This is a genomic window from Streptomyces sp. NPDC007084, from assembly GCF_040703595.1.
GTDB lineage: Bacteria > Actinomycetota > Actinomycetes > Streptomycetales > Streptomycetaceae > Streptomyces.
On the sequence record NZ_JBEYFY010000005.1, the window covers coordinates 106,228 to 118,505 of the forward strand.

Annotated in this window: 13 protein-coding genes and 1 riboswitch; of the genes, 2 read left to right on the plus strand and 11 right to left on the minus strand. The window is 72.2% G+C overall.

Annotated features, from left to right (window positions below; genetic code table 11):
* Nucleotides 1–27: 27 nt before the first annotated feature.
* The 10 genes from AB0912_RS06860 to AB0912_RS06905 form a co-directional block, all read right to left on the minus strand.
* On the minus strand, nt 28–1,152 hold the full coding sequence (locus tag AB0912_RS06860) for an LLM class flavin-dependent oxidoreductase (protein ID WP_366696893.1): 1,125 nt from the start codon (nt 1,150–1,152) through the stop codon (nt 28–30).
* Between the two features lie 14 nt (nt 1,153–1,166).
* Complete coding sequence (locus AB0912_RS06865) at nt 1,167–2,252, minus strand: LLM class flavin-dependent oxidoreductase (RefSeq protein ID WP_366696894.1); 1,086 nt, start codon at nt 2,250–2,252, stop codon at nt 1,167–1,169.
* Nucleotides 2,249–3,625, minus strand: a complete 1,377-nt coding sequence (locus tag AB0912_RS06870; RefSeq protein WP_366696895.1) for an NtaA/DmoA family FMN-dependent monooxygenase — start codon at nt 3,623–3,625, stop codon at nt 2,249–2,251. Before AB0912_RS06870 ends, AB0912_RS06865 begins: the two co-directional genes overlap by 4 nt.
* A gap of 20 nt (nt 3,626–3,645) precedes the next feature.
* A complete protein-coding gene (locus tag AB0912_RS06875) occupies nt 3,646–4,857 on the minus strand; it encodes an LLM class flavin-dependent oxidoreductase (RefSeq protein ID WP_366696896.1) in 1,212 nt (403 codons plus the stop codon).
* Nucleotides 4,858–4,930: 73 nt separating this feature from the next.
* Nucleotides 4,931–5,047 (minus strand): putative leader peptide, encoded by a 117-nt coding sequence (locus tag AB0912_RS06880; RefSeq protein ID WP_366696897.1) that lies wholly within the window; start codon nt 5,045–5,047, stop codon nt 4,931–4,933.
* 110 nt (nt 5,048–5,157) lie between these two features.
* Nucleotides 5,158–5,988: a GNAT family N-acetyltransferase gene (locus AB0912_RS06885; RefSeq protein ID WP_366696898.1), complete on the minus strand. Its 831-nt coding sequence runs from the start codon at nt 5,986–5,988 to the stop codon at nt 5,158–5,160.
* Between the two features lie 92 nt (nt 5,989–6,080).
* The gene (locus AB0912_RS06890; RefSeq protein ID WP_366696899.1) at nt 6,081–7,106 is read right to left on the minus strand and encodes an ABC transporter substrate-binding protein; all 1,026 of its coding nucleotides are present in this window, start codon (nt 7,104–7,106) and stop codon (nt 6,081–6,083) included.
* 171 nt (nt 7,107–7,277) lie between these two features.
* The gene (locus tag AB0912_RS06895) at nt 7,278–8,042 is read right to left on the minus strand and encodes an amino acid ABC transporter ATP-binding protein (protein WP_366697037.1); all 765 of its coding nucleotides are present in this window, start codon (nt 8,040–8,042) and stop codon (nt 7,278–7,280) included.
* Nucleotides 8,043–8,140: 98 nt separating this feature from the next.
* Nucleotides 8,141–9,145, minus strand: a complete 1,005-nt coding sequence (locus AB0912_RS06900; RefSeq protein ID WP_366696900.1) for an amino acid ABC transporter permease — start codon at nt 9,143–9,145, stop codon at nt 8,141–8,143.
* Nucleotides 9,146–9,316: 171 nt separating this feature from the next.
* A complete protein-coding gene (locus tag AB0912_RS06905) occupies nt 9,317–9,451 on the minus strand; it encodes a hypothetical protein (RefSeq protein WP_366696901.1) in 135 nt (44 codons plus the stop codon).
* A 155-nt stretch (nt 9,452–9,606) separates the two neighbouring features.
* Nucleotides 9,607–9,751: riboswitch (SAM riboswitch) on the plus strand.
* 36 nt (nt 9,752–9,787) lie between these two features.
* On the opposite strand from AB0912_RS06905, the gene AB0912_RS06910 reads away from it, so the two are divergent.
* Together AB0912_RS06910 and AB0912_RS06915 are read left to right on the plus strand one after the other, a co-directional pair.
* Complete coding sequence (locus tag AB0912_RS06910) at nt 9,788–9,853, plus strand: putative leader peptide (RefSeq protein WP_323178258.1); 66 nt, start codon at nt 9,788–9,790, stop codon at nt 9,851–9,853.
* Nucleotides 9,854–9,972: 119 nt separating this feature from the next.
* Complete coding sequence (locus AB0912_RS06915) at nt 9,973–10,809, plus strand: glutathione S-transferase C-terminal domain-containing protein (protein ID WP_366696902.1); 837 nt, start codon at nt 9,973–9,975, stop codon at nt 10,807–10,809.
* Between the two features lie 189 nt (nt 10,810–10,998).
* Here AB0912_RS06915 and AB0912_RS06920 read toward each other — a convergent pair whose 3' ends face one another.
* Nucleotides 10,999–12,225: a PP2C family protein-serine/threonine phosphatase gene (locus tag AB0912_RS06920; protein ID WP_366696903.1), complete on the minus strand. Its 1,227-nt coding sequence runs from the start codon at nt 12,223–12,225 to the stop codon at nt 10,999–11,001.
* Between the last annotated feature and the right edge of the window lie 53 nt (nt 12,226–12,278).

Genomic DNA, 12,278 nt, shown 5'->3' on the forward strand with positions numbered 1-12,278 from the left:
GGTGCCCCGGGAGGCGGTCCGGGCCGCTCACCGCTTGCGCCACTCCTCGGCGAGCAGCTCGTAGGAGCGCACCCGGTCGGTGTGGCCGTGGGTGATCGTGGTGATCAGCAGCTCGTCCGCGCCGGTGGCCTCCTGGAGCTGTGCCAGCTGGTCGGCCACCCGCTGCGGGGAACCGACGAACTGGGTGTCGACGCGGTCCTGGACGAGCGTGCGGTCGGCGTCGGACCAGACATGGGCCCGTGCCTCGTCCGGGGTGGGGAACGGGATGGCCCCCTCCGCGGTGCGGATGCTGCGGACCCACAGGCCGTACCCGGTGGCGAGTTCGCGGGCGGTCTCGTCGTCCTCGGCGACCACCACGTCCGCGGACACGCTGACGTACGGCTTGTCGAGGACGTCGGACGGCTGGAACGCGGCCCGGTAGCCCTCCGCGGCCTCCAGGACCGTGGCGGGGCTGACGTGGTAGTTCGCCGCGAACCGCAGTCCGTTGCGGCCGGCGACCTCGGCGCTGACACCGCCGCTGCTGCCCAGGATCCAGACCTGGAGATCGGCGCCCTCGCCGGGCACGACGTGCGCCTCCACGCCGTCGGCCGACCGGTAGGTGCCGGCGAGCAGGGCGAGGATGTCGTCGATCTGCTCGCCGTACTCCTGCGAGGTGGCGTTCGGTTGCTGGAGCAGGGTGCGCTGGAGGGCGATCCGAGGTGAGCCGAGCAGGTGCGCGAAGGAGAAGCGGGGCGGTATGCGCAGCCCGTTGGGCGTGCGGCCGTCGACCACGGGCGTGGTGGTCGGCCGCGCGGAGGGGCCGGCGGGCGGGGCGCCGCCGGACCGGCCGAGACCGAGGTCGAGCCGGCCTGGGTGCAGCGCGTCGAGCAGGCCGAACTCCTCGACCGTGGACAGGGCGGTGCGGTGGCCGAGCTGGACGGCGCCCGAGCCGAGCCGGATGGTCGAGGTCGCGGACGCGGTGAGGGCGAGGACGACCGCGGGCGAGGTGCCGGCGACCCCCGGGTTGAGGTGGTGTTCGGCGAACCAGTAGCGGGCGTAGCCGAATTCCTCGGCGCGGCGGGCCAGGTCGATGGAGTTGCGCAGCGCCTCGGGGGCGGTGGATCCGGACGAGACCGGGACCAGGTCGAGGACGCCGAGAGGGATGTCGGACATGGGGTTCGGGCTCCTCAGTGGTCGGCGGGCACGGGTTCGGGCTGGGCGAGCACGGGCCCCCACGGGAAGGGCGGGTCGGGGATCTCGCGGCGCAGCACCGGTGCGATGTCCGACTGGAACAGTTCCAGCGTGTCCCGGTGCTGACGGTCGGTCAGGCCGCCCGCGTCAGCGTGCAGATGCAGCACGCTGTGGCCGAACTGCTCGTGATAGCGGTGCACCTTCTCGATGATCTGCTGGGGGCTGCCGATCAGCGCCGAGCTGCGCTCCACGTAGTCCTCCAGGGTCGGGAACACCGGCTCCAGGCCCAGGCGCTTCTGGAACGCGAGGTTGCCCTCGAACACGGGCCGGTAGACGGCGAGGGCTTCCTGCGAGGTGCGCGCCGCGTAGAAGCCCGCCGTGCCGGCGCCGACCGCGATGGCGGCCGGGTCGTGGCCGTAGTGGACCCAGCGTTCCCGGTAGTAGCGGATCAGTTCGGCGTAGGGCTCGATGGGGTTGGTGACGTTGGCGGAGAAGAGCGGGTCGCCGTAGCGGGCGGCGAGGTCGACCGACTCCTTGCTGGTGGCGCTGCCGTGCCAGACCCGGACGGGCCGCTGGAGCGGGCGGGGCCAGACCTCGGCGTCCTTCAGTTCGGGGCGGAAGCGGGTCGCCGCGGTGACCTTGTCCTGCCGCCAGATCCTGCGGAACACCTCGTAGCTCTCGGCGTTGCGGTCCCACTGGTCCTCGGTGGTGACGTGGAACAGGTCGCGCTGCGCGGCGCCGTTGCCCTTCCCGACGATCAACTCCAGCCGGCCGTTGGAGAGATGGTCGAGGGTCGCGTAGTCCTCGTAGGCGCGCACCGGGTCGAGGAGGCTGAGTGTGGTGACCGCCGTGAACAGCCGGATCCGTGAGGTGAGCGCGGCGATGTGGCTCAGGACGACGGGCGGTGAGGAGGAGATGAACGGGCGCTCGTGCCGCTCTCCCACCCCGAAGCCGTCGAAGCCGAGTTCCTCGGCGAGGATTGCGTTGTCGATCACCTCGCGGAAGCGGTCGTTCGTCGGTTTCTGGACGCCGGTCACGGGGTGGGGCGCGTGCACGATCAGGGTGATCGCGAGGAACTTCATGACGCGGCCCGATCGGCGGGCGAGACGGCGTCGGGGTGGGCCAGGCCGAGGTGGTCGCGCAGGGTGTGTCCCTCGTAGTCGGTGCGGTAGACGCCGCGTTCCTGGAGGAGCGGGACGACGCTGTCCGCGAAGGAGTCGAGGCCGCCCGGGGTGATGTGCGGGACGAGGATGAAGCCGTCGGAGGCGTCGGCCTGGACGAGGTCGTTGATGGCCGCGGCGACGGTGGCCGGGCTGCCGACGAAGGACTGCCGGTTCCCGGTCTCGATGACCAGGTCGCGGATGGACCAGTTGTTGGCGGCCGCCCGCTCCCGCCACTCGCGTGCGGTGGCCAGCGGGTCGCGGTACATACGGACCTGGGCGCGGCCCCGGGCGATGGTGTGCTCGCCGAGGTCGGGGTCGATGTCGGGTAGCGGACCGTCCGGGTCGTACGCGGACAGGTCACGGTTCCAGACGAACTCCAGGTGCTTGAGGGCGGTGGCGCCGCTGACCTGGGCGCGCCGGACCTCCCGGGCGTGCTCCTCGGCCTCGGCGTCGGTGTCGCCGAGCACGAAGGTGGCGGCGGGCAGGATCAGGAGCTGGTCGGGGCGGCGGCCGTACCGGGCGAGGCGGCCCTTGACGTCTGTGTAGAAGGCCTGGCCCTCGGCGAGGGTCGCGTACCGGCTGAAGATGGCGTCGGCGCTGGACGCGGCGAACTCCCGGCCCTCCTCGGAGTCGCCGGCCTGGAAGATCACCGGGCGGCCCTGCGGGGAGCGCGGGACGTTGAACTGGCCCTCGATGTCGAAGTGCTGTCCGTGGTGGACGAAGGCGCCGGCCTTGGCGTCGGTCAGGAAGGTGCCGCTCTCCTGGTCGGCGACGATCTCGTCGCCGCGCCAGGAGTCGAAGAGTTCGTTCGCCGTCGAGAGGAACTCCTTCGCGCGGGAGTACCGCTCCTCCTGGGGCAGGAAGCCGCCGCGGCGGAAGTTCTCGCCGGTGAAGGCGTCCCAGGAGGTGACGACGTTCCAGGCAGCCCGGCCGTCGGAGAGGTGGTCGAGGCTGGCGAACTGGCGGGCCACCTCGTAGGGCTCGTTGAAGGTGGAGTTGATGGTGCCGGTCAGTCCGAGGCGGTCGGTGACGGCGGCGAGGGCGGTGAGAATGGCGAAGGTGTCGGGGCGTCCCACGACGTCGAGGTCGTAGATCTTCCCGCCCTGTTCGCGCAGGCGCAGTCCCTCGGCGAGGAACAGGAAGTCGAACTTGGCGCGTTCGGCGGTCCGCGCGAAGTGCGCGAAGGAGCTGAACTCGATGTGGCTGCCGGCCTCGGGGGCACTCCACACGGTGGTGTTGTTGACGCCGGGGAAGTGCGCCGCGAGATGGATCTGCTTGAGCGGCTTGCTCATGGTTCGGGGGTCCTTCCGGCTCAGGCGTTCGTGGCGGAGTAGCGGTTCGCGGGGCGGGCGAGCCCGAGCAGTCCGCGCAGGGTGTCGGCCTCGTAGGCCGTCCGGAAGAGGCCGCGGCGCTGTAGTTCGGGTACGAGGCCGCCGGTGATGGCGGGCAGGTCGTGTCCGATGACGGCGGGGCGCAGACGGAAGCCCGACAGGCCGCCCTCCGCCAGTTCCCGGAGCAGGTCGGCGAGTTGGGAGGGCGTTCCGGCGAAGATCCGCGCGTCGCTGGTGTACGGCTCGCCGGCCAGGGCGTCCAGCCGTTCGCGGCGGGCGTCGGCGGCCCCGGGTTCGTCGTCGAGGAAGACGACGAGGTCGCCGAAGACGTGCACGGTGTCGCCGGCCCGGCCCGCCGTCTCCTGTTCGGCGCGGATCTCCTGGACGATGGCGCGGGCCTGGCCGGTGTCGTGCGGGGTCACGTAGCCGATGTCGGCGGACCGGGCCACCAGCCGGTACGGGATCGTGGCGTGGGCGAGGGCGGTGACGATCGGCTGGCCCTGCGGCGGCCGGGGGGTGATCGAGGGGCCCTTGACGCTGAAGTGCCTGCCCTCGAAGTCGATGTAGTGCAGCTTGTCGCGGTCGATGAAGCGGCCGGTGGCGACATCGCGGATCTCCGCGTCGTCCTCCCAGCTGTCCCAGAGCCTGCGCACGACCTCGACGTGGTCGGCGGCCTCGTCGAAGAGGTCGGCCACCGCTTCCTGCACGGCGGGGGTGTCGTAGTCCTCGAAGCGGAACGCGGGGAGCGTACGGCGTCCGAAGTGCGCGGCCTCGTTCTGCCGTGCGCTGACCTGGACGCGCAGGCCCGCGCGGCCGGAGCTGACGTAGTCGAGGGTGGCGATCGCCTTGGATATGTGGAACGGCTCGGTGTGGGTGGCGACCACGGTCGGCACCACGCCGATGTGCCGGGTCAGGGGCGCGATCCGCGACGCGATGAGCACGGCGTCGAGGCGGCCGCGCACCTGGTCGGTGCGGCCGTCCGGCTCGGTGTGCGAGGAGGACTGCGGGCCGAGTCCGTCCTCGATGGTCACGAAGTCGAGGAGACCGCGTTCGGCCTCGGTGACCAGGTCGGTCCAGTAGGCGGCGGTGAGCAGTTCGCGGGGGCGGGCGACGGGCTCGCGCCAGGCGGCCGGGTGCCAGCCCGCGCCGTCCAGGGCGACGGCGAGGTGCAGGGGTGTGGGTGATGAGGACACGTGAGTGCCTTCCTGGTCGACCGTACGAGAAAGCCGCCCCGGTGAGAGCGGGGCGCGGCTGTGAGGGAACGGGTCAGGGGCGACAGAGGGCGCCGGCGACCCGCAGCAGATCGATGTGCGGCCGGCCGTACAGGTCGAGGCGGCGGGGCGCAAGGGGCCGGGGCGCGCGGCGGCGGGAGGCGTGACGCATGTGCCTCACCTCCGCCCTCCCGGCCCGGGCTTCCCGGGGCCTTCGTCCGCCAGGCGCGCGCGGTTCCCCGACCGGGCGCCGCACGGCCTCGAACAAGCACAACCGCACGGCTACGCGTTTTCTTCCGGCCGCCGGGACTCCTCGCCCGGCCGGGTCTCCTCACCCGGCCGGGTCTCCTCACCCGGCCGGGTTTCGTCGTGCCGCTCCGCCGGTGCCGGCTGTCCGCCGGGCGTGCGGACGAGCAGGAAGCGGGTGCGGCGGCGCAGGGTGAAGCCGATCGACTCGTAGAGCCGGATCGCGTTGGTGTTGCCGGCGGCGGCGTGCAGGAACGGGGTGTCGCCGCGTTCCCTGATGCCGGCCGCGACCGCGCGGACCAGGCGGGTGGCGAGTCCGCGGCCGCGGTGCTCGGGGTGGGTGCACACCGCGCTGATCTCGGTCCATCCCGGTGGGCGCAGGCGTTCGCCGGCCAGGGCGATCAGGCGTCCGTGTTCGCGGATGCCCAGGTAGGTGCCGAGTTCGACGGTCCGGGGCAGGAAGGGGCCGGGCCGGGTGAGGGCGATCAGTTCCAGGATCTCGGGCACGTCGGCGGGTCCGAGCCGTACGGCCTCGGGGGCGGGTTCGGAGCGCAGCGTGGTCGCGGTCAACTGGACGCCGTCGCCGCCCTGTTCGATGGTCCAGCCGTCGGGCACCGACTGTACGGCGGTGACCGGCGCGACGGCGCCCGGGCCGACCAGGGCGGCGAGGTCGTCCCAGGCGCGGGGGTCGGCCGGGTCGGCGAGGGCGGTGAACGGGGAGACGTCGGTGGGATAGCGGGCGGCCCGGCCGACGCGCTCGGCGAGGTGGGCGTGCGGCCCGGTCAGTGCGGCCCAGGCCGCGTTGTCCAGGACGTGCGGCCCGGTCGGGACCGGGGCGGGGGCGGCGGGACGGACGGTGGTGGACATGGTGGTGCGGGTTCTCCGTATCTGGAAACACGGCCGGACGCGCCCCGGGACTCCGCCGGGGCACGGCGGAGTCCCTTGGGGCGGGCGCTGGTTCAGGAGTTGTCGAGCGGCAGGCCGGGCGGGTTGACCTGGGAGGTCTCGACGGCCTCGTTGGAGAGGTTCCAGGCGGCCAGCCACTTGGCGTACTGGCCGTTCTTGATCAGGTAGTTGATCGCGTCGGCCAGGGGCTTGGCGAGCCCGCTGTCCTTCTTCGCGGTGGCCGCGATCAGGCCCTGGAGCGTCTCACCGGCGCCGGAGAAGGTGCCCGCGTTCCGGGTCGGGTTGGGCGTCTTGGCGGTCTGGGTGATGTGGTAGGCGATACCGGGGTTGGGGCCGAAGGAGATGTCGATCTTTCCGCTGGCCAGGGCCAGGGCGGTGGCGTTGTTGTCCTGGTAGTACTTGACGTTGAGCTTCTTGCCCTCCTTGGCGAGCTTGGCCTTCCACTCCAGGAGGATCTTCTCCTGGTTGGTGCCGGCGCTCACCGCGACGGTCTTGCCGGCCAGGTTCCGGTAGTCGTCGTCGAAGCTCCAGGTGCTCTTCTTCTGCACCTCGAAGCCGAGGTTGTCCTGCCGGTAGGAGGCGAACTCGTACTTCTTCTTGCGCTCCTCGGTGTCGGTGACGTTGGAGAAGGCGGCGTCGACCTTGCCGCTGTCGATGCCGACGAACAGGTTCTCCCAGGTCGAGTTCTTCACCTCCGGCTTCAGTCCGAGGACGGCGGCGACCAGCCGGCCGAGGTCGGGCTCGGCGCCGGTCAGCGTCTTCTGGTCGCCGCCCACGTAGGCCAGGGGCGCGAAGCCGGCGGGCAGGGCGCCGACGCCGATCCGCAGGGTGCCGCTCTTGGCGACGGACTTGGGCAGTTCGGCGCTGATGGACTTCACCTCGGACACCTTCAACTTGGTTTCCCTGGCCGCGCCGTTGGAGAGCGCGCCCACGGTGACCGTGCCGGCCGAGGCGCCCTCGGTCCGGGTCGCGGCGTCGCTGTCGCCCCCGCACGCGGCGAGCCCGGCGGCGAGGGAGGCGACGGCCGCGGTCGCGGTGACGCCGCGAAGAATTCTGCTGTTCAGGGGGAGGGTGCGCATGACTGTCCTTGTCGGATGAGGTGAGGGTGTGGGGGCGCGGTCCCGGCGGGCCGCGACATCTGTGGGACGCGGGTCCGTGCCTGCCGGCGCCTGGTCGCCCGGCGTCGGGGCCCGGTCGGAGGGCCTGGGTGCCCAGGCCCGCTCCGGAGGGATGGGGTCAGCGGGTGTGGATCAGAGGACCTTGCTCAGGAAGTCGCGGGTGCGTTCCTGCCGCGGGTGGTCCAACACCTGGGAGGGCGGGCCCTGTTCGACGATCCGGCCGCCGTCCATGAAGACCACCCGGTCGGCGATCTCGCGGGCGAAGCCGATCTCGTGGGTGACGATGACGAGCGTGGTGCCGCTTCGGGCCAGGTCCTTGATGACGGCGAGTACCTCGCCGACCAGTTCGGGGTCGAGCGCGGACGTCGGCTCGTCGAAGAGGATGACGCCGGGGCGCAGGGCGAGGGCACGGGCGATCGCCACCCGCTGCTGCTGCCCGCCCGACAGCTGCCGTGGGTAGGCGCCTGCCTTGTCCGCGAGTCCCACCCGGGCGAGCAGGTCGCGGGCCAGTTGCCGGCCCTCGGGCTTGGACAGCTTCCCGGTCGCCACCGGGGCCGCGGCCACGTTGTCGAGCACGGTCAGGTGCGGAAAGAGGTTGAAGTTCTGGAAGACGAACCCGATGCGGCTGCGCTGCCCCAGGATGACGCGCTCGCTGAGTTCCTTCAGCCGCTCACCGTGCCGGCGCACCCCGATCAGCTCGCCGTTCAGGCTGACATGGCCGATCTCGGGCTTCTCCAGATGGTTGATGACCCGCAGCAGGGTGGACTTTCCGGAGCCCGACGGTCCGAGGATGACGGTGACCTCTCCGGGACGGACGGTCAACTCCACTCCGTCCAGGACGTGGTGGGCGCCGTACCACTTGTGTACGTCGTGCACCTCGACCGCGGCGGGCTGGATCTCCAGCGCCGCGACGACCTCGGCCGCCGAGGCCGTGCCGGGTGTCCGGTCCTGCGGGGCCGTCCCCGTCTCGACCGTCGTCTGACGCGCGTCGCCGCTCATATCGCCGTCTCCCTCCGGAGCCGGGCCCGCGCGTCGCGCAGACCGTGCCGTACCTTCTGCAACGGGGTCGGCGGCAGGGTGCGCAGCGCGCCCCGCGAGTAGTGCCGCTCGACGTAGAACTGGACGACGGACACGACGCTGGTCAGGATCAGGTACCAGGCGGTGGCGACCAGCAGCAGCGGCACGATGTCGCCGGGGTAGGTGCTGCCCATGCTCTGCACGGAGCCGAACAGGTCGAGCAGGGAGACGTAGAAGACCAGCGAGGTGCCCTTGATCAGGCCGATCAGCTGGTTCACGTAGTTCGGGGTGATGGAGCGCAGCGCCTGCGGGAAGACGATCTTCGCGAACTGGTACCGCTTGGGCAGGCCGAGGGCGGAGGCCGCCTCGTGCTGGCCCTGGTCGACGGAGAGGATGCCGCCGCGCACCACTTCGGAGGCGTACGCCGCCTCGTTGAGGCTGAGTCCGATGACGGCCACGACCATGTCGGTGGCGAGGCGCGACTCGTCGAAGGAGAAGAAGGCCGGACCGAAGGGCACGCCGACGCTCAGCGTCTTGTACAGGGCGCTGAAGTTGTAGAGGAACAGCAGGACGACGATGAGGGGTACGGAGCGGAAGAGCCAGGTGTAGACCCAGCTCACCGCCCGGAGCACCGGGCTCGGGGAGAGCCGGGCCAGTGCCAGCAGCACACCGCCCAGCAGGCCCAAGACCGCGCTGTAGAAGGCGACTTCGAGGGTGATGAGCAGGCCGTCGAGGATCGTCGGGCGCAGGAACCAGTACTGGAAGCGGTCCCACTGGTAGAAGGGGTTGGTCACCAGGCCATGGGTGATCTGGGCGACCAGCACGAGCACGACGGCCGTGATGATCCAGCGACCGGGGCGCCGGAGCGGAACGACGCGCTGGGCCGACAGGGGCTTCGGCGCGGCGGGGACGTCGGGACGGGGGGTCGTCTCGGCGGGCGGCGCTGATCCGGAGGACACAGCTATGCCCGGAGATTCACTCATGGAGAGCTCCAGCGGATTCGGACACCCCGGACCACGGCGATCGGTGACGCGCGGGCGCGGCCGGAACGGCTCGGCGCGGAACGCGGCACGGACGCACGGGATCACGGGGGCTGGACGGAGAGGGGGCACACCGCGACAGCGGTGGTCGTCAGAGATGCGGAAGGAGAACCGTCAGCCGTGACAGAGGGTGCGACACGTGCCCGTACACAGGGCGCTGTTGACGCGCAGCAGGTCGACGGAGCGGTCCGCGCACAGCACGTCGCGGCCGAGGCGCCGCCATGCGGCCGTCCCGTCGACTGCGTACATCGCTGTCACCATCACTTCTCCGGCCCTGGGGCGTCTCGTTGTGGCCGCACGTTAGGCCTGGTCCGAAAAGAATGTCAATGCGAGTGACCACCTGATGAGACCGTGTCGTCCGCCTTCTTGACGGCGCACGGGAGCACGCCGAAACTGGCGTGGACGGTCACGATTGTCAGCGCCCACGGCGCGGGTTCGCCCGCTCCAGTGGTCATCGGCCCCGGCCCGCTGACAGGCAACCCTTCCACCGCGACGGGGTGCCCCGGGTGACGACCGGGTTCCGCCGGTGCGGCGGGGCAAGCGTGGTCTCGCGTTTCGCGAGCCCCGAGGTTGGGACCGGTGGGAATGCCGCGGAACGACTTGACGAGGCGCTTGCACATCGACCTTCTGCGCGTCTCCAGCGCTTACTGATCCGCTGCCGGCCCGTTCGATCCGGGCCGGCGCGTCCAGCGCGTTCGCTCCGCATCCAGCCGCTCATCGCCCATGCCCACAAGGCGGCGATGGCTTCCTCGTTCCCCCTAGGGAGAGTCATGCCCGAGACAGCTTCGCGCGGTTCCAGCACGTCCAACCCCCTTCCCTGTAACGAGAGTTCACCGGCACGCCCGGCCGAGTCCGCCGCGTTCGCCGTCGCCGGTGAGCCGCCGGCCCCCGGCACGGGACCGCACCCCCGGACGGTCCGGCCGGCCGCCCTTCCGCACCGCGTCCACAGTCGCATCGGCGTCGGCCTGGCCGGCGGCTTCTACCCGGCGCCGCACCGCTACGAGTTGTATCTGTCGGCGGGCTGTCCGCGCTCGCTGCGCATCTCCATCACGCTCGACCTCCTCGGCCTCAGGGACTCGGTCGCCACCACGATCCTGACGCACCCCGCCGAGACCTCCGACGCCTTCGCCTCCCTCCGCCGCGCCTACGAGGCGACGGTGCACCACTACGACGGACCGGTGACGGCCCCGGCGCTGTGCGACCGCTGGAGCGGACGCATCGTCAGCAACCACACCCCCGACATTCTCCGCGACCTCACGGGCCTGCTCGCCGGCGCTTCGGCCGCCTGCCTGCCCACACTGCGCCCGGCCGCCCTCGCCCAGGACATCGACGCGCTGCGCGACCTTGTCGACCGGCACCTCACGGCGTCCGCGCCGGCCGCCGACCGGTCGGCCGCGCTGGAACTCCTCGACCGCCAACTGGCCTGCGGCCCCTACCTGTTGGGCGACCGGCTCACGGCGGCGGACGTGGACGCGTGGGTGGCCCTCACCCGGCTCGTCCCGGCCGAGGCCCTGTGCGCCCGCCCCCGGCTGCGCGAGTACGTCCACCGGCTCGGCGAGCATCCCGCGTTCCGGGGCGCGGACGCGGGGACGCGCGCGGCGGCGTGAGCGCCTGATCCGCGCCGGAGGGCGACAGCGGGGCGGGCGGAGCCGGAGGCCGAGCCGCGGACGGAGGCGCAAGCGCCTCATGCGCGGGCGCCGGGACCGAGGCACCGCTCACGGAGCTGGAAGCGCCGCGTGCGGAGGCGGAGAGCGGGAGACGCCGCGTGCGGCGGCTGAGCGGGGCCGCGGTCCCGCTCAGCCGCCGCCCGTGAGGGCGGCGGGCGTGCGGTCCACCGGATCACCCGGGCGGGCGGGCTCCCGGACTGCGGGCTTGCGGAGCAGGAGCAGCGCCGCGTCGTCGTGCAGCCGCCCTCCGACATGGGCCTGGAGTTCGGCGTCGAGGGCGGCGAGCGTGGACGCCGGCTCGTCGCAGACATGGCGGCCCAGTCCCTCCGCGAGGGGGTAGAACGCCCGCCCGTGGTCGCGCGCCTCGGTCACACCGTCCGTGTAGAGGAGCAACTGCTCTCCGTCGGCGAAGGGGAGGACCTGGAGGGTGGGGGTCTCGGCGGTCAGCGCGCGCAACCCGAGCGGCGGCGCGGGGTGGGTGGGGTCGACGGACGACACCTGCCCGGACGTGCCGACGTGCAGCGGCGGCGCGTGTCCGCAGTTGACGACCTCCAGGCGGCCCGGCTCGGGGTAGCCGGCGACCACGGCGGTGACGAAGTCGTCGTGCCCGAGGTTGCGCGCCAGGCTCCGCTCGATGCGGCCGACCACGGCGAGCAGGTCGGGCTCGTCGTAGGCGGCCTCGCGGAAGACGCCGAGGACGAGCGCCGCGGTGCCGACGGCGGGAAGCCCCTTGCCGCGGACGTCGCCGACGATCATCCGGACGCCGTAGGGCGTGGGCACGAGGGCGTAGAGGTCTCCGCCGATCCGGGCCTCGGCCGCCGCGGCGCTGTAGCGGACGGCCACCTGGAACGGGCCGACGCTCGACGGGATCGGGGCGAGGAGGGCATGCTGCGCGGCCTCCGCCACCGACCGGACCGCCGCGAGCACCCGCTCCCGCCGCCACCGGAGGGCGCTGGCCAGGACGCTCGCGAGGGTCACGGCGGCCAGGGCGGAGAGCACGGCGGCCAGCTCCTCGGCGGGGACGCCGTCCCGGACGCCGAGCAGCGCGCTGGAAACTCCGGCGAGCAGGCCGACGCACAGGACACCGCAGGGCCGGCTCGTGGCGGCGGCCAGCGCGGGCCCGGCGGCCAGCACCGACAGCCAGATCACGCCCGTCCCGCCGGTCAGGTCGACGAGCACGACGGTGACGACGACGAGCAGGGGAAGCGTCGAGGTGCCGAAGGCGAGGTCGGTGAGGGTGGTGCGCCGGGCGCACGCCGCCGCGGTGCCGAGCGCGCGCACGGCGTCACAAAGAGTCCGGTTCCCGTCCTTGCCTGTCCGTCCGTGTCCGCCGCCGTACTCTCGGTCCTGATTCATACTCGGGCGCAGTCCTCACCTAGATTCCTCAGAAATGTCCGTTTCATCTAGGA